This window comes from Zhongshania aliphaticivorans (assembly GCF_902705875.1).
Lineage (GTDB): Bacteria > Pseudomonadota > Gammaproteobacteria > Pseudomonadales > Spongiibacteraceae > Spongiibacter > Spongiibacter aliphaticivorans_A.
Genome location: NZ_CACSIK010000001.1, coordinates 686692 through 703020, shown reverse-complemented (window position 1 = coordinate 703020; position 16329 = coordinate 686692). Strand labels below are relative to the sequence as shown.

Below are 16329 nucleotides of genomic sequence, written 5' to 3'. Positions count from 1 at the left end.
AGCCTATCTCCCCACCAGCTAGGAATCATCATGTACATGTTTAACACGTATAGACTCGCCTAAAGTTGGTAGGGCATTTTTCCGCTACACCCCTCCACTGTCAAGTCACACTCCAAATCCCAAGCGAGATCAAAATCAGTTACCATAGCGCCAGCCAATAACACCACCTACTTCAGCCGTCTAATAAGTGTATTCCATGAGCCCAAAAAACCGCCGAGTTTGCCAAGCCATTCTCTATGAGATTGGCGCTGTTGCCATCGTCACCCCTATTCTCACCTTTGCCTTTGACGCCAAGGTTTCATCAACCTTGCCTCTTTCAGTGCTCATGGCCACCATCGCCCTAATATGGAATTACCTCTTCAACGCAATTTTTGAACGCTGGGAAGCAAAACAAACCGCCAAAGGACGATCTTGGCGCAGACGCATCGCCCATGGCATAGGCTTCGAAGGCGGCTTAGTATTAGTGTTGGTTCCCCTCACCGCTTACTGGTTAAGTATCAGTTTGCTACATGCTTTTATCGCGGAAATCGGCTTACTGCTCACCTTTTTTGTCTACGCCATAGTGTTTACTTGGCTATTCGACAAAATTTTCGGCCTCCCTGTATCAGCACAAGAGGCGAATAAATAAAAACAATGGAATTAAAGTATCTTCAAGCTTATCCAATAGAGCTGCAAAACCAAGTCCGCTCACTCATTACAAGCCAGCGATTAGGTGCCTATCTAGCAAACCGCTATGGCGAGAAACATGCTATTCAAAGTGACAAAGCCCTCTACCAATATGTGAGCCGACTAAAACAAGCCAACCTTCGCAGTGCGCCTCAAATTGACAAAGTCCTGTTTGATAATCGCCTTGACCTTACTCATCGCGCCTTAGGATTACACACAGCGGTATCACGTGTGCAAGGGGGAAAATTAAAATCAAAAAAAGAGATTCGAATTGCCTCCTTATTCAAAGAGGCTGCACCCGAATTTTTGGAAATGATCGTCGTCCACGAACTCGCCCACTTAAAAGAACACGATCACAACAAAGCGTTTTATAAACTGTGTTGTTATATGTTACCGGACTATCACCAGCGGGAATTTGATTTACGAATCTACTTAACAGGGAAAGATTTAGGGCAGGTTTAAACCCACCCTATACGATTAAACGACTTCAAATAAAGCCGCGCCGCCCATACCACTGCCAATACACATGGTAACGACCACGTACTTCACGCCACGGCGTTTACCTTCTAATAGCGCATGACCAACCATACGCGCGCCGCTCATACCGAAGGGATGGCCGATGGCGATAGCGCCACCGTTCACATTGAGTTTGTCGTTGTCGATACCTAACTGATCTCGGCAGTATATTACCTGGCAAGCAAAGGCTTCGTTCAATTCCCATAAACCAATATCATCCACCTTCAAGCCAGCGCGCTTTAATAATTTGGGAACGGCAAACATAGGCCCGATACCCATTTCATCTGCTTTACATCCTGCCACTGCCATTCCGCGATATAGACCTAAGGGTGACAAGCCTTTTTGCTCAGCAAGCTTACGGTCCATCACCACACACGCTGAGGCGCCATCTGACAATTGCGAGGCATTACCCGCGGTAATAAAGCGACCTTGCTTTACCCACTGTCCGTCTTTGAAGACCGGCTCAAGTGACGACAAGCTTTCAAGGGTGGTTGAGGGGCGATTACACTCATCGCTATTCAGAATCACTTCTTTAAAACTGGTCTCTTTGGTTTCTTTATTAAACACCGACATATTGGCGGTGAACGGCACAATCTCGTCGGCAAACAAACCCGCTTGCTGCGCTGCCGCTACCCGCTGTTGGCTTTGTAGCGAGTAAATATCCTGCGCCTCGCGGCTAATACCGTAGCGATCAGCAACAATCTCAGCGGTTTCTAACATCGGGATATAAGCAGTAGGGTCAATATCCAATACTGTTTGAGAAACATTGCGGAAACTATTTTTGTGTTTAGTTTGCACTAGGGAAATCGATTCCAAGCCACCGGCAACAGCAATGTCTATTTCGTCGCACATAATCGACTTAGCGGCCCAGGCAATTGACATCAAACCCGAGGAACACTGACGCTCAATAGCCATACCCGGCACACTGTCAGGCAAACCACCCGCCACGGCACACAAACGCCCTAGGTTATAGGCTTGGGTGCCCTGCTGCGCGGCGGCCCCAAAAATAACATCGTCCACCGACGCCGGATCAATACCCGCACGCTCAACGGCGGCCCGAACCACATGACCACCCATCGCCGGTGCTTCAGTGTTATTTAAAGCGCCGCGAAAGGATTTACCCATCCCCGTACGAGCGGTTGAAACGATCACTGCTTCTTTCATGGTCTTTTCCTTTAAAAAGAATTTTTTATAAAAATAAATACTAGGCGCGCTGCGAGGAGCAACTCACTATCTCACCGGTCATATAGCTGGAATAGTCCGAGGCCAGGAACATCATGATATTAGCGACTTCCCATACTTCCGCACCGCGACCATAAGCCTCTTTCGCTTCGAGCTCAGCCAACAATTCAGCGGGGGCCGATTTTTTCAGCATGGCATGAACCGCCAATGACGGTGCCACCGCATTGATCCGCACACCAAAATCAGCGGCCTCTAGCGCCGCACAGCGCGTTAACGCCATAACACCGGCTTTGGCCGCGGCATAGTGAGACTGTTCTTTTTGCGCGCGCCAGCCCAATACCGAGGCGTTATTAACAATCACCCCATCACCACGCTCCTTCATTATTTTCATCATGTAGCGGGTCATGCGCATGGTGCCGTTGAGGGTAACGTCGATCACCTTATTCCACTCGGGATCCTCCATTTCAATTAAGGATTTAGTGGTACCCAACCCAGCGTTATTAATCAAAACATCAACGCCGCCAAGCAGTTCTTCAGCGGTATTAATTAAGGCCTGCACATCGTCCTCTACGGCGACATTACCGACCTTGCCAAAAACCTGCTCGCAGCCGGTTTCGGCTTTTAATTTTTCAACTGATGCTGCCAAACGACCTTCGTGAATATCGCTGATCACAATACCTCGGCAGCCTTCTTCTATGGCGCGCTGCGCCGCCGAAAAGCCAATTCCCGCGCCCGCGGCTGCCGTTATCAGTACCGACTTGCCTTTCAACAAGCCGTGACCAGCTACATATTCTGGAATCTTAATGCTCATATACTCTCCAAATTCTGCTCGTGTATATCACCTGCAAAAACTGCAATTAAATTCTTATTAAGGTCGTAATTCTTTGGGCATACCTAAGCCGCGTTCAGCAATAATATTGCGCTGAATTTGGTTAGTACCACCGTAAATGGTGTCTGAACGAGTGAATAAGAATAAGGACTGCAAGCGGCTCAACTCATAGGGCGCCTCTAATAATATATCTGCCTCCGCGCCCAAGACATCCATCGCCAACTCGCCTAAATCACGGTGCCAGCTCGCCCAGTAAAGCTTGTAAATTAAGGCTTCTTTTTGCAGACTGCCGTCACCACTGCCAGACAGCATACGCATGCTGTTGTAGCGCATAATTTTCAGTCCCGCGTGCGCCTCGGCAATACGTTGACGAATAAGCGGATCTTGGGCGGTGCCATTTTTCTTGGCCAGCGCCACGATTTCATTCAATTCATTTTGAAAGGCCATTTGCTGACCAAGGGTAGACACGCCGCGCTCGTAACCCAGCAGTCCCATGGCTACCTTCCAACCTTCACCGGGCAGGCCGACAATGTCAGTGGCATCACAGTGGGCGTCGTCAAAAAACACTTCATTAAACTCAGTGGTGCCGGTGATTTGTTCAATCGGCCGCACGGTAACGCCAGGCTGGTCCATTTTTATTAAGAAGAAACCTAGGCCTTTATGCGCCTTAGAGTCGGGGTCAGTGCGGGCGATGACAAAGCAGTATTCCGATTCATGCGCCAAGGAGGTCCAGACCTTTTGGCCATTGATCACCCACTTGCCGCTGGCCTCGTCAAATCGCGCTTTGGTTTTTACGTTTGCGAGATCAGAACCGGCGCTGGGTTCGGAATAGCCCTGACACCAAAACTCAGTGCCGGCCAAAATCCCAGGCAGGTATTTTTGTTTCTGCTCTTCGCTACCAAAAGCAATTAAGGTTGGCCCGGCAAGGCCTTCGCCAATGTGACCCATTCGGCCCGGCGCACCCGCGCGAGCGTATTCCTCAAAAAAGATAACTTGCTGCTCTATCGACAAACCCCGACCGCCATAATCTTTGGGCCAAGCAACACAGGTCCAGCCGCCCTCGGCCAATTTTCGCTCCCAGCGCTTACGTTCCTCTGGAAACATATGCTCGTCGCCAGGGCCACCGCGAAACCTAAGCTGGGCAAATTCACCCACCAAATTATCGGCGAGCCAAGCGGCAATGTCGGCACGAAAGGCTTCGTCTTCAACACTAAATTGTAATTTCATAATTGCCGTACTCTTATTTTTAACACGCGGTATCTAATAACAAGCCAGCTAAGCGCTCGCGGTGATAAGCGCTGCTACCCAAATAGTGCTCACTGGCTTTGGCCCGCTTAAAATACAAATGCACATCGTATTCCCAGGTAAAGCCCACACCGCCATGCATCTGCAGCGCTTCACCGGTATTTTTAAAATACGCTTCTGAACAATAGGATTTTGCAATACTCGCGGCCTCGCTTAACTCTTGAGCCAAGGGACCGTCATTGAGGGCGTCGTCAGCCACACAGGCAGCGTAATACACCGCAGAACGTGCGACTTCATTGCGCAGCATCATGTCAGCCGCCTTATGCTTAATGGCCTGAAATCCGGCAATCGGGCGACCAAACTGACTGCGACTCTGGGTGTAATCCACCGTCATATCCAAAATCTGCTGCATACCCCCAGCTTGTTCTGCGGCTAAGGCAATCGTCGCCAAGTCTACAATCTTAGCCAGTGGTTTAGCCCCAGCGCCAAGCTCTCCCAACACATTCTGCTGAGTCAAACGCAAGTCATTGAGTTGAATACTGGCTTGGCGGCGGCTTTGATCCATGGTCGGCATTCGCGTCGACTCGATACCGTCGCCATCAGCCCCACACACAAACAAGCTGAGACCGTTGTCACCACTACTGCCTTCTTCTCGAGCGGCAAGAATGAAATAGTCAGCGCTGTGGCCGTCTAGAGCATAGCGGTATTCGCCATTGAGGATGACGTCGTCGCCCTCAAGCCGATAGTGAGCAGTTACTGCGCGGCTATCCCAAACATTGCCGCCGCCGTTAAAGGCAAGCGTGGCGGTTTTGCCTTCAATAAGCTGGGGAAGATATTCAGATTTTTGACTGTCATTCGCAGCAACTAATAAGGCATTAGTCGCCATCGCCACGGTGGCGAGATAGGGCGAGCACAATAAGTAGCGGCCCATTTGCTCTAGCACCGCAACCAGTTCGACATAGCCCAAGCCCATGCCGCCGTATTCCTCGGGAATATGCAGGGCCTGCCAGTACATTTCTGAACAAATACGCTGCCAAAGCTCTGGAGAATAACCAAGCTCGCTGTCCATTGCAGATCGAATAGCAGCGCTGGTGGAGGCGCCTTTAAGAAAGGACGCCACCGTATCGCGGATCATTTCTTGTTCTTGTGTAAATGCGAAGTCCATACCGTCTCCAAAACCTGACGGCCATCTTCGCATTTACCAGACCAGCAACACCGCAGTGGGTGGTGCCGGTCACCAACGGCTTATAGACGCAGTTGTAAACGCAGGAAGACGCCATCTTCAAATTCAAATTCGCCGCCGTTCTCAGCGTCAAATTCCATATCACCGTAGCCAAGTTGAATCGCGGAGTTCTGAAAAATGGTGAACTCTGCGCTGACTGACCACTCTTTGTAACCGTCAATATCGCTGAAACCGGTTGCGTCTGGCGCGTAATACAAGCCACCGCGCAAGCGGACAATTTCATTTAATGGCAAGCTTAAATCGCCACCGAAGGCCACTGCGCCGCCGTCGATATCTGCATCATCACCCTCTAAGGCAATAGCCTTAGCACCAACACGTCCGCTCAAGGCGCCACGCTGGCCGTTGGCGTACAAACCTAGAGCCACCATATCGGCATCGTCTTCATGGTGTAGCCAATCTAATTGAGCGCTGCTTTCCGCACTCATATCGCCCGCTACCGATACACCAAAACTCTCGTCGCCAAAACGAAAGGCAACACCGCCGGCAAAGGCTGAACTACTCACAACGGCTAATAAACTGGCTGCAATTAAAGGGGCTTTCATGGTCGTGATTCTCCTAATGTAAACGTCTAAGGATAAAATCAGCTACCATACACTTTCTGAGCGGGAACTGCCTCTGTCAAAAGTGTTTTTACTACCCCGCCAACTTCCGTCGGCTCCCAACGCGCGCCCTTATCAACTTCTGGGCCTTTGCGCCAACCATCGGCCAGTGAAATTTTTCCGCCCTCGGCCTCAAACACACAGCCGCTGACATCGGCAGACTCAGCGCTACCCAGCCAAACCAGCAGCGAGGACACATTCTCTGGCGCCCAAAAGTCAAAGCTGCCGTCATCGGGCTTGGCCATGCGCGTTGCCATGGACTCCACGGCGGTGGTCATATTGGTTCGCGCCGCAGGCGCCACCGCATTAGCGGTAATACCATAGCGCGCCAGCTCAGCAGCCTGATTCAAGGTTAAGGCCGCAATGCCGGCTTTGGCCGCCGCATAGTTGGACTGGCCGACAGAGCCTTGCAGGCCCGCACCCGAGGTGGTGTTAATGATGCGCGCGTCCACCGGCTTACCCTCTTTGGATTTGCCGCGCCAGTAGTGCACTGCGTGTGAGGTAATGCAGAAATGGCCTTTTAAATGCACCGCCATAATGGTGTCCCATTCGGCTTCGGTCATAGAGGCAAACATCCGGTCGCGATTCACACCCGCGTTATTTAAGACAATATGCAGATCGCCAAAGGTATCAATGGCCTGCTTTACTGCATGTAAACTGTCGTCATAGTTCGTAATATCAGAAGTATTCACCACCGCTTTGCCACCTGCCGCGGTAATCTCGTCCACAACGGCTTGCGCAGCAGCTTGGTTAATATCGTTGACCACCACCGAGGCGCCTTCCGCGGCAAATACCTTGGCGTGCGCGGCACCTAGGCCGCCACCAGCACCGGTAATAATCACCACTCTGTTATCACAAATACCCATTCAGCTACTCCCCACTATTATTTTTTTAGAAACAATTACAGTCGCTCAAGAATCGTTACGTTTGCCTGACCACCACCTTCGCACATGGTTTGCAGGCCGTAGCGGCCGCCAGTACGTTCAAGCTCATGGAGCAAGGTCGTCATTAATTTAGTGCCGGTGGCACCCAGCGGATGACCCAGCGCGATGGCACCGCCATTCACATTAGTTTTGGCGTGGTCATAACCAGTTTCATGCAGCCACGCCATGACTACTGAGGCGAATGCTTCATTGATCTCTACAAGATCAATGTCTTGCATGGACATACCAGACTTTTTCAAGGCGTATTCCGTTGCTGAGATCGGCGCGGTTAACATCCAAACTGGATCATCGGCGCGCACGCTCATGTGGTGGATTCTTGCTCGCGGCGTTAAGCTATAGCGTTTTAATGCCGCCTCACTCACAACTAACACTGCACTTGAGGCGTCACAGGTTTGGCTCGACACCGCAGCAGTTACTTTTTCGCATCCAAAAAGAAAATCTAACTCTGCCATTTTTTCTAAACTAGAGTTGCGCGGCGTTTCATCCATTGTTACATCGCCATAGGGAATGATTTCCTTATCGAAGCGACCCTCGGCAATCGCCTTCAAGGCGCGCTGGTGCGACTCATAAGAAAATAATTCCAAGTCTTTACGAGATAAATTCCATTTCTCGGCAATCATCTGGGCGGAATTAAATTGTGTTGGTGGCTCGACACCATAGCGCTCAACCCAGCCTTTAGAACCAGAGAAGGGATCAGTAAAACCAAGGGACCCGGCTAGGGTCATGGCAGAAGAAATCGGAATTTGGGTCATGGTCTGGACGCCGCCAGCGACCACGACATCCATACAACCGGACATAATTGCCTGAGCCGCAAAATGCACCGACTGCTGTGAAGAACCGCACTGCCGATCTATGGTGGTGCCCGGCACTTCTTGCGACAACCCTGCCGCCAGCCAAGCGCTGCGCGCGATATCCCCAGCCAATGGGCCCACCGTGTCAACACAGCCAAAGATGACATCATCGTATTCACGGTCCGGTATCCCGTTGCGCTCAACAATCGCCTTGAGAACATGTGCGCCTAAATCCGCGCCATGTACCTGGGACAAACCACCCTTGCGACGCCCGGTCGGGCTGCGAACTGCGTCTACGATATATGCTTCTGCCATGACTCTGTCTCTTGTTTCCTAAAATGTATACTCAGCGATCATTACGCTGCGAACGTGTTCCCCGCGCCCAATAAAGCACTGCCGGAGAACACATACTCCGCAAGGCGCTGCTTGTGAAAACCAGCGGTGCCGTAACTATTATTCAAGGCCCAGGCGCGCTTCATAAAAATATGTAAATCCACTTCCCAGGTGTAACCCATGGCGCCGTGAACCTGAATACTGTTTTTAGCCGCCAGATCAGCCACCTCACAGGCCACCACTTTGGCATGGCTGACATTGTGGGAGGCACTAGGCAAACCATTCGCCAAGGCGTACGCCGCGCGATACACCGGCGTTTTCGCGTATTCAAGTTTGTAGGCAATATTTGCCATGTGGTGTTTTACCGCCTGAAAACTGCCAATCGCCACGCCAAACTGCTTGCGCTCAGAGGTGTACTGAACTGAAATATCAATCATCCGCTGCGCCACACCCAAGGCCTGTGCCGCCACGGCGAGGGCACCGCGATTCAAAGCAAATTCAATTAATGTTTGCGCTTCTTGGCCTTCGGCAAGTTTCAGCGCCGCGCTGACATCAAACTCAACGGCAAATAATTTGCGACCGAGATCGACAGATTCGTTGTGACGTAAATCTGCCTTACTCGGATCAACGACGTACACAGATCCCGCCTTTTCAAGAATCAATAGGCTGGCAATATGGGCATCTTCCACCAATCCATTTATTGCCAAACCGACCGCGACCTTGGCCTCGCCCGCCGCAATTTTAGGAAGCCACTGCTCAGCAAATGCCGTGTTGCCACAATTCAATATTGTTGGCACCGCCACCAAGGCGCTATGCACCAAGGGTTCAGAAAGAGCGACGTAACCAGCCTCTTGCGCTAACAGAACAAAATCCAGTTCGTTCATGCCAAGACCGCCAAACTCTTCCGGCACGGTGATTCCTGTTAAGCCCATGTCAACAAACTGCTGCCACAGCGCATCACTGCGCCCTGACTCTGCTTTCCAACCAGCACGAATGGTTTCAGGCGTAACTTCATTAATCAGAAAGTCCCGCACCGAGTCCTGAAATAACAACTGGTCTTCGCTAAATGTAAAATCCATTCACTCACCTTTTGGGCCTTTATATATTTGGCCGTTATTTATGTCGCACTAACAAAACCAGTGGCATATGGATCCCCGATTTCTCGGGGATGACGGCTGATGGAACACAGTGGCTCTCCACCTTCGTCAGTCGCGCTACAGTCCCGCCCCATTCCCGTCATACCCCACATCACTCCTGTGATACCTCGCGTAGTTCCCGCTAAAACCCAACGTCATTCCCGCGTAGGCGGGAATCCATTTACATCCAAAGCCTCCGCACGTAGATCCAGGTCTTCACAGGGATGACGACTGATGGAGCCCTGCTAATCTCCACTTTCGTCATACCCGGCTTGATCGGGTATCCATGTGAGCGCAGCGAATGCCCTTCCATTATTCAAAATACATTCCTATATATAATCTGCTTTACATAGCCCCCCATTTTCACGGGGATGACTCACTGCTAGTAAACCTTTATTAATACCACCGTTTTGGAAATGAAGATTTTCGCTGCAGAGCAAGGCGAAATCGCGCGCAAGGCGGGAGCGTATAGTTAATACGTGACCAACTGAGCACGACTTCAACGCAGCACTGCGGCGAAAAGATCATTTCCTGGGCATACCAAGTAAGCGTTCTGCAATGATGTTTCTTTGTATCTCATTGGTGCCGGCGTATATCAGCCCCGACTGCGCAAATAGCCAGCCGTCTAACCAGCTGCCTACACCGCTTGCATCTGGCGCGTGGGGTAGAAGTTCGGCGCGCGCGCCTAGTATTTTTAATCCCAGTCCGTGCATTTGTTGGTCTAACTCGGACCAAAATATTTTATTGGTCGACGCTTCTGCGCCTATTTTTCCGCCCTGCATTAAGCGGCAAGCAGTTTGGTAGGTGGTTAAGGCGTAGGCTTCGGCATCCATATACGCGCGCAATACAGCGTCGCGTACCGCGGGGTCTTGATCTGCGCTCTCTTGATTTTCTTTGTATAAATTAACTAGGCGCTTGGCTGTTTCTTGAAAACGTGCTGGTGAACGCAGCATTAAACCGCGCTCAAAGCCGGCGGTGGCCATGGCCACGTTCCAGCCCTCACCTTCGCCACCCAGTCGGCAATCAACGGGCACTTTCACGTTATCAAAAAAGATTTCAGCAAAGCCCGGTAAGCCATCGAGCTGAGGGATTGGCCGCACGGTTATACCTTCGGATTCCAGCGGCACCAAGATAAACGTAAGGCCTTTATGACGTTCAGAGGCGGGATCGGTACGAAACATACCAAAACACCAGTCGGCCCAAACCGCCCGTGTCGACCAGGTCTTTTGACCGTTGATAATGTAATGACTGCCGTCGTCACTCAGTGTTGCCATGGAGCGTATCGCTGCCATGTCTGAGCCGGCATTGGGCTCTGACCAACCTTGGCACCAGATATCTTTACCGGTTGCCATGCCGTTTAAAAAACGCTTTTTTTGCTCGTCACTACCGTATTCCATTAAGGTCGGGCCGAGTAAGAAAATACCGTTTTGGTTTACCCGCAGTGGCGCTCGCGCGGCGTAATACTCTTCTTCAAAAATAAGCCACTGCAGCAAATTAGCGCCGCGCCCACCCATTTCTTCCGGCCAGGTAATCATTCCCCAGCGCCCTTCGTAAAGTTTGGCTTCCCACTCCCGGTGTTGCTGAAAGCCAATCTCAGTATCAAAACTTTGCAGGGGCTCGGCAGGCACATTTGCGGCTAACCAGCTGCGCACTTCGGCACGGAACGCGGTTTGTTGTTCGGTGTACTCTAGCTGCATGATCGAATCCGAATTTCTATTTTTTAAAATTTAGCGTCGCGTTTTTCAACAAAGGCATCTTTCGCTTCTTGCGAATCGGGATCGGCATAGGCCTCTTGGGTGAAGCCTTGCTCCCAGCGGTATTTGTCTTCTAGATTGCCGTCTTCAATACCGTTCAGGGCTTCTTTAGCAAGCTGCACCATACGCGGCGACTTAGCGGCAATTTTGCGGGCGATATCACGGGCGGTATCGAGAAGCTGATCACGCGGCACCACTTTTTCGATTGCGCCAAGACGGTAAGCTTCTTGGGCGTCAATTGGCTCACCGGTAAAATACATATAGCGAACCTTTTGCACAGGGAACATGCGCTGCAGGTGAGCACCGCCACCCATGGCGCCGCGATCAACTTCTGGTACCGCAAAGGTCGCGCACTCAGATGCCACCAACACGTCCGCTGCGCCGCTGATACCAATACCGCCGCCAAGCACAAAGCCGTGCACCGCCACCACAACCGGCTTAGGGTTGCGGTGAATCGCTTTAAATGTATCGTAATTACCCTTGTTCACTCGGGTGATCATCGCGCTATTGGCAGCCAATTCTTTAATATCAACACCCGCGCAAAAGCCACGGCCCTCGGCCGCAATAATAATGGCGCGCACCTCGGGGTTTTCGCCCAGCGCGGTCAATTCGGCGGCTATCGCCAACCAGCCTGCGCTATTAAAGGCATTAACCGGCGGGTGATTAAAAATCAGTTCAGCAATACCGCTCTCAATGCGGCTAGTAAATGGCAGACTCATGGATTTGTCCCCTGCGTACACAGACGCTGCAATTGGGCCTCGGCTTCTGCCACTAGGCCGCTAATCAATTCTTCACAACTTAATAAACTGTCGATCACCCCGGCGACTTGACCAGAGGGTAATACGCCGTCATCGGGACGGCCATCGACCATCGCTTTTTGAATTATCATTGGTGCATTGGCCGACATAATGGCCTGAGCGGGAGTCAGCTCGCCGTCCTTGCTCATGGCCAAGGCTGACTTCAACAAACCCAAAATACTGGCGCCGGTGAACTTGCGAAACGCCAAGCCATTGCGCAGAGCGATGACTAATTTCTTTAGACCGCCAGCACGCTCCAGCTCAGTTAAAAAGCGATTTAAAATCATGCGCTGTTGAATACCATCTAACGCTTGGGAAACTATAATGTCAGCAGGATTTTTACAGGCTAAATAGCGCTGTTTGGTCGCCTCTGGCACCGGACTTTCTTTGGTCAGCAAAAACCGGGTACCCATGGCTATGCCATCTGCGCCAAACGCCATGGCGGCAACAAGACCACGGCCGTCTTTAAAACCGCCCGCCCCCAATACCGGCACTTGCGCGCCGACCGCGTCCACCACTTGGGGCAACAACAAAGTGGTCGGCACCGAGCCGGTATGACCGCCGCCCTCACCGCCCTGAACCGTGACCGCATCTGCGCCCATTTCCACAGCCTTAACTGCGTGCTTGGGCAAGCCAATGGTCGGCATACACACCACGCCGGCGTCTTTTAATTTGGCAACCATGTCTTTGCCTGGCGAGCGCGAATAGCTCACCGCTTTAACCTTATGCTTAATCACCAGATCAACAATCTCAGCGGCATTAGGCTGATACATATGAAAGTTGACGCCAAAATTGGCCTCGGTCATCGACTTTACTTTAAGAATATCGGCTTCCATTTGCGCGGGTGGAATCGTCGCCCCCGCCAAAAACCCGAAGCCACCGGCATTACTCGTACCCGCCACCAAGTGCGGATCGGCCACCCAGCCCATCGCGGTTTGAATTACCGGATAGCGGCAGCCTAAAAGGTGGGTAATGCGTGTTTCTAAAAGATTCGACATAGCTTACAGCCCTTAGCCGCGCACACCCGGTGGATTATCTTTTATCTGCTTGCTACGCAGATTGTGTGGGTCCAGCTGCCGAATAATGGCCAGCTGTTCTTCCGTCGGCGCAGCAGTGGTCGCAATGCTGTCTGGCACATGCACCTCAAAGCCGGTGTTCTCCAACACTTCTTCCACAGCGACGCCTGGATGCAAGCTCACTATCTGCATTTGGCGATTTGGGCCGTTAAAATCAAACACGCCCAGATTGGTGTACACGCAGCGCAAATCTACTTCATCAAAGCTGTAACCCTTTGGCAGACGCTCAGGGTTATAACCAATGGTACAAACCACGTCGCACTCGCCAGAAATAAACACCCGCGGGCCATGCGCTGGCACCATATAACTATTAGCGTGACAAATAGAGTTGCCAGGGAAGCCCCGCACACCCAGCATTTGTACCTTGGGTTTGTTGTAGTCACCGCCCATGGCTGAAATATTCGCCTGACCAAAGCGGTCAATTTGCGTTGGCCCGCCAGTCAGGTGACGGCGGCCACTCCAGACATTGTCAAAGATACGACTGAAGCCCATCCAGTTTTCATTCATTTGCACAAAATCAGCTGGACGTTTGCCCACGGGATTTGGCGTCGACAAGATCCACGCTTCAGAATCGGTCATCATAATGCCGGGATTAGTGGTCAGCATGGCCAAGCTCGCGGCCAAGCGCTGTAAAACCCCAATACCGGTGACCAATACTTCACCGTCGTGTTCATACGCAGCCGCATTCGCGCAAATCATTAATTCTGCCAAACTGTAATCGCTTGCAGGTGTGCTCATCTCATCTCTCTCCTGTTAGCCGATTAATAAACGGGCTGCGGCAACTGACGAATCGCATCCAGGCCACCCACTTTGGCTTGGTACTCATCTTCACTGCTGTCTTTTATGTATTTATCGAAGTAAGCCGCAAAGCCGCCCTCTTTAGCAGAGGCGTTGTATTCCTGAAAATGGGGAATATCAAAACCGTAATTGGGGCTGCACGACGAAGGATGTGCGCCGCCGGGCACCAAGGCCACGCCGGTGGTGAAGTTGCGCTCCCAAAATACCGAACGCGCCTCGGCGGGTTCAGCAAACGCCGACGCGTCGACTATTTCTTCACAGCTGACATAGGTTTTGTCCGCCGCGCGTACAAACCAGTCGTCCATGTGATGATCTGGGGCCTTAATTTGGCAAACCCCGCGCTCATCGGCGCGATCAACATGCACCAAGGCCGCATCGAGTTTCAGTGCCGGCATGGCCACCCACTCTTTTTCGTCATAGGGGCTGTCAATCACCTTAATATCAGGGTTGAACTTAATCACGTCGGTGCCCAGACCAATTTTGGTGGGAATAAACGGGCAGCCCCAAGCCGCGGCGCGTAAGCCCAGCAGCATCATGCCTTCGTCTATTTCCATTACCTCTAAAGACCCGCTCTGGCGCGCCGCGCGGAAATACGGCTCTAGCGGAATAAAGTCTAAAGACACAAAGGCAAACACCAGTTTGCGCACCTTACCGGCCGCGCACAGCATGCCAACATCGGCCCCGCCATAAGCGACGATAGTCAAATCCTTTAGATCGGAATTAAGAATCGCACGAATCAAAGCCATCGGCTTGCGACGCGGACCCCAGCCACCGATACCAATGGTCATACCGTCGCGGAGTTGGCCAACAATCTCCTGCAAACTCATCTGTTTATTCACGAGCGCTCCTTGGGCTTTCACAACAAAGCGATGAACTGGCTATGGAAAAAGACCGCGTATAAAACGCGGTCACCAGCACATCGAAATTACGATATACGTAAATATATCATCACAATATAACGCAAAACATTAATTATTATCGTATTCCGCTGCGTACTAAGCCGTTTGGACTAGGCTCCCAACCCTAAAGTTAGCCACAAGGTAAAAACCTAGCCGGCACAGTCATTTCGGCCTGAGGAGTAACAGCCTATGCAGGTTTGAATCAATGGGGTCAGCGTCTTGGATCGAGGCTTTATTAATTATTATGGTAGCTAGCTGCTAGATTTGTTTTCGCCTTGCTGGGCGACTGACTTTTTTTGCCTACCCAAAAAGAAAGTCAGCAAAGAAAAAAGGCACCCTCATCACCGTCGATGGCAAACAACGCCATCGATACCCTCCACGCTTCACAAGTAAGGGCGCGGGAAAAACTCGCCTTCGGCTCAAACAGTTTCCAGCTCAACCCCTTACTTACTGCAGTGCTCGGCGACGCTGAAGGGAATTTGCTGCCAACTTGTAGTTTTGGGATTAAAACGTTGTATGAAATAAAGCTAATGAGGTCAGAAATCACGAGCGGCAGAGTCTTTAATCACGCTAAAACATATACATCTATCGCTCTTTTACTAGGAAGCCAAGCACAGTCCAGTATCTGGTACGACGACTAGTTACTTCGGATTTTTATCCTTGCTCATGTTCGGAAAGGTCACCACGTTATTAGGTATATCACCAAATTCGTCATCATCGGCAATACTCATTGTACGATATTGGAGCTTCTCCGCCTCAGCCACAAGTTCAGCAAATGCACGCTCTTCTCGTGTTTGAAATTTTATGATGGTCACTTTAAAACCTCGAAAATCTCTCTAAAACCTGATTACTTATTAATCAATACCTCTGCCCTCATTAACTTCTTCTTTTCTGCAACCAATCTCCCGTAATCTCAAATGAGCCCTCAAAATGATGTGGTCCTTCCCATCCATTTAACATAATTTTTTTAAAGCGTGCTTCGTATACACCTACCAACCAAAGATAGTTATTCCAGACCTTTTTAGTGAGTAAATTTGGATCTTTAGTTTGCGCCCAATTTAACCCACAAGGATACCTAGCCCAAGATTCAAGACCATCTTCAAAGTATTTAAGCGTGTTATAACTTTGAGATTTATAAGGCAAATAAGTTGATTCTTTGGCAAGTTTTGTAAGCTTATGTGTTTGAAGTTTCTTTGAAAGAAATCCATTTTTCACGTAGCTTGGATGTTCATAAATTAAGAAGCCTTTCAAGAGATTCTCCAATGCAAATCCTGCTAGCAGTATCACGGTTCGATTGGAGGTACCCCATGAAAATGAGCTTCCACTTATTCTGTCATGCCGTATAATTTTAGATGTGCACTCCTCTTTTAAGAGCTCTGCCTGCTCGTGAAGTTCGCTAGCCACCAAAAACCATGAATGTGGATTGGCTTGTGATTCAAACTCAATACTTTGTTCAAGTGAATACATTTCGTATTACCTAACATTAAAAAATATGAAAATTCCAGTTTTCTCAGTGAAACT

18 protein-coding genes are annotated in these 16329 nt (G+C 50.6%); 3 read left to right on the top strand and 15 right to left on the bottom strand.

Going from position 1 to position 16329, the window contains the following annotated elements; genetic code table 11:
* Nucleotides 1-196 precede the first annotated feature (196 nt).
* Nucleotides 197-628 carry a PACE efflux transporter gene (locus AELLOGFF_RS03285; protein ID WP_159267328.1) on the top strand — a complete coding sequence of 144 codons (432 nt, stop codon included), beginning with the start codon at nt 197-199 and terminating at the stop codon, nt 626-628.
* 5 nt (nt 629-633) lie between these two features.
* Entirely contained in the window at nt 634-1128 is a 495-nt protein-coding gene (locus AELLOGFF_RS03280; RefSeq protein ID WP_159267327.1) for a M48 family metallopeptidase, read from the top strand.
* Nucleotides 1129-1143: 15 nt separating this feature from the next.
* Here AELLOGFF_RS03280 and AELLOGFF_RS03275 read toward each other — a convergent pair whose 3' ends face one another.
* From AELLOGFF_RS03275 to AELLOGFF_RS03215, 13 genes are all read right to left on the bottom strand, one after another.
* Nucleotides 1144-2346, bottom strand: a complete 1203-nt coding sequence (locus AELLOGFF_RS03275; RefSeq protein WP_159267326.1) for an acetyl-CoA C-acyltransferase — start codon at nt 2344-2346, stop codon at nt 1144-1146.
* A 40-nt stretch (nt 2347-2386) separates the two neighbouring features.
* Nucleotides 2387-3175, bottom strand: coding sequence for an SDR family oxidoreductase (locus AELLOGFF_RS03270; RefSeq protein ID WP_200842593.1), 789 nt, complete (start codon nt 3173-3175; stop codon nt 2387-2389).
* Between the two features lie 57 nt (nt 3176-3232).
* Nucleotides 3233-4420: an acyl-CoA dehydrogenase family protein gene (locus tag AELLOGFF_RS03265; protein WP_159267325.1), complete on the bottom strand. Its 1188-nt coding sequence runs from the start codon at nt 4418-4420 to the stop codon at nt 3233-3235.
* A 19-nt stretch (nt 4421-4439) separates the two neighbouring features.
* Nucleotides 4440-5603, bottom strand: coding sequence for an acyl-CoA dehydrogenase family protein (locus AELLOGFF_RS03260; protein ID WP_159267324.1), 1164 nt, complete (start codon nt 5601-5603; stop codon nt 4440-4442).
* An 80-nt stretch (nt 5604-5683) separates the two neighbouring features.
* On the bottom strand, nt 5684-6223 hold the full coding sequence (locus tag AELLOGFF_RS03255; protein ID WP_159267323.1) for a YfaZ family outer membrane protein: 540 nt from the start codon (nt 6221-6223) through the stop codon (nt 5684-5686).
* 38 nt (nt 6224-6261) lie between these two features.
* The gene (locus AELLOGFF_RS03250) at nt 6262-7146 is read right to left on the bottom strand and encodes an SDR family oxidoreductase (RefSeq protein ID WP_159267322.1); all 885 of its coding nucleotides are present in this window, start codon (nt 7144-7146) and stop codon (nt 6262-6264) included.
* Between the two features lie 35 nt (nt 7147-7181).
* Nucleotides 7182-8330, bottom strand: a complete 1149-nt coding sequence (locus AELLOGFF_RS03245; RefSeq protein ID WP_159267321.1) for an acetyl-CoA C-acetyltransferase — start codon at nt 8328-8330, stop codon at nt 7182-7184.
* A 41-nt stretch (nt 8331-8371) separates the two neighbouring features.
* Nucleotides 8372-9427, bottom strand: coding sequence for an acyl-CoA dehydrogenase family protein (locus AELLOGFF_RS03240; protein ID WP_159267320.1), 1056 nt, complete (start codon nt 9425-9427; stop codon nt 8372-8374).
* A 581-nt stretch (nt 9428-10008) separates the two neighbouring features.
* Complete coding sequence (locus AELLOGFF_RS03235; protein ID WP_159267319.1) at nt 10009-11181, bottom strand: acyl-CoA dehydrogenase; 1173 nt, start codon at nt 11179-11181, stop codon at nt 10009-10011.
* Nucleotides 11182-11204: 23 nt separating this feature from the next.
* Nucleotides 11205-11957, bottom strand: a complete 753-nt coding sequence (locus AELLOGFF_RS03230; RefSeq protein WP_159267318.1) for an enoyl-CoA hydratase family protein — start codon at nt 11955-11957, stop codon at nt 11205-11207.
* A complete protein-coding gene (locus AELLOGFF_RS03225; protein ID WP_159267317.1) occupies nt 11954-13033 on the bottom strand; it encodes an NAD(P)H-dependent flavin oxidoreductase in 1080 nt (359 codons plus the stop codon). Before AELLOGFF_RS03225 ends, AELLOGFF_RS03230 begins: the two co-directional genes overlap by 4 nt.
* Before the next feature lie 12 nt (nt 13034-13045).
* Nucleotides 13046-13849 (bottom strand): CoA-transferase subunit beta, encoded by an 804-nt coding sequence (locus tag AELLOGFF_RS03220; protein WP_159267316.1) that lies wholly within the window; start codon nt 13847-13849, stop codon nt 13046-13048.
* Between the two features lie 23 nt (nt 13850-13872).
* The gene (locus AELLOGFF_RS03215) at nt 13873-14748 is read right to left on the bottom strand and encodes a CoA transferase subunit A (protein ID WP_159267315.1); all 876 of its coding nucleotides are present in this window, start codon (nt 14746-14748) and stop codon (nt 13873-13875) included.
* A 356-nt stretch (nt 14749-15104) separates the two neighbouring features.
* Between AELLOGFF_RS03215 and AELLOGFF_RS03210 the strand changes: the two genes are divergently transcribed.
* On the top strand, nt 15105-15449 hold the full coding sequence (locus AELLOGFF_RS03210; RefSeq protein WP_159267314.1) for a hypothetical protein: 345 nt from the start codon (nt 15105-15107) through the stop codon (nt 15447-15449).
* Here AELLOGFF_RS03210 and AELLOGFF_RS03205 read toward each other — a convergent pair whose 3' ends face one another.
* The gene (locus AELLOGFF_RS03205; protein ID WP_159267313.1) at nt 15450-15623 is read right to left on the bottom strand and encodes a hypothetical protein; all 174 of its coding nucleotides are present in this window, start codon (nt 15621-15623) and stop codon (nt 15450-15452) included.
* A 61-nt stretch (nt 15624-15684) separates the two neighbouring features.
* Nucleotides 15685-16275 carry a hypothetical protein gene (locus AELLOGFF_RS03200; RefSeq protein WP_159267312.1) on the bottom strand — a complete coding sequence of 197 codons (591 nt, stop codon included), beginning with the start codon at nt 16273-16275 and terminating at the stop codon, nt 15685-15687.
* Between the last annotated feature and the right edge of the window lie 54 nt (nt 16276-16329).

Bases quoted from the DNA above. Each gene is read 5' to 3' on its own strand.
- AELLOGFF_RS03285 (WP_159267328.1), top strand. From the start codon at position 197: ATGAGCCCAAAAAACCGCCGAGTTTGCCAAGCCATTCTCTATGAGATT.
- AELLOGFF_RS03280 (WP_159267327.1), top strand. From the start codon at position 634: ATGGAATTAAAGTATCTTCAAGCTTATCCAATAGAGCTGCAAAACCAA.
- AELLOGFF_RS03275 (WP_159267326.1), bottom strand. From the start codon at position 2,346: ATGAAAGAAGCAGTGATCGTTTCAACCGCTCGTACGGGGATGGGTAAA.
- AELLOGFF_RS03270 (WP_200842593.1), bottom strand. From the start codon at position 3,175: ATGAGCATTAAGATTCCAGAATATGTAGCTGGTCACGGCTTGTTGAAA.
- AELLOGFF_RS03265 (WP_159267325.1), bottom strand. From the start codon at position 4,420: ATGAAATTACAATTTAGTGTTGAAGACGAAGCCTTTCGTGCCGACATT.
- AELLOGFF_RS03260 (WP_159267324.1), bottom strand. From the start codon at position 5,603: ATGGACTTCGCATTTACACAAGAACAAGAAATGATCCGCGATACGGTG.
- AELLOGFF_RS03255 (WP_159267323.1), bottom strand. From the start codon at position 6,223: ATGAAAGCCCCTTTAATTGCAGCCAGTTTATTAGCCGTTGTGAGTAGT.
- AELLOGFF_RS03250 (WP_159267322.1), bottom strand. From the start codon at position 7,146: ATGGGTATTTGTGATAACAGAGTGGTGATTATTACCGGTGCTGGTGGC.
- AELLOGFF_RS03245 (WP_159267321.1), bottom strand. From the start codon at position 8,330: ATGGCAGAAGCATATATCGTAGACGCAGTTCGCAGCCCGACCGGGCGT.
- AELLOGFF_RS03240 (WP_159267320.1), bottom strand. From the start codon at position 9,427: ATGGATTTTACATTTAGCGAAGACCAGTTGTTATTTCAGGACTCGGTG.
- AELLOGFF_RS03235 (WP_159267319.1), bottom strand. From the start codon at position 11,181: ATGCAGCTAGAGTACACCGAACAACAAACCGCGTTCCGTGCCGAAGTG.
- AELLOGFF_RS03230 (WP_159267318.1), bottom strand. From the start codon at position 11,957: ATGAGTCTGCCATTTACTAGCCGCATTGAGAGCGGTATTGCTGAACTG.
- AELLOGFF_RS03225 (WP_159267317.1), bottom strand. From the start codon at position 13,033: ATGTCGAATCTTTTAGAAACACGCATTACCCACCTTTTAGGCTGCCGC.
- AELLOGFF_RS03220 (WP_159267316.1), bottom strand. From the start codon at position 13,849: ATGAGCACACCTGCAAGCGATTACAGTTTGGCAGAATTAATGATTTGC.
- AELLOGFF_RS03200 (WP_159267312.1), bottom strand. From the start codon at position 16,275: ATGTATTCACTTGAACAAAGTATTGAGTTTGAATCACAAGCCAATCCA.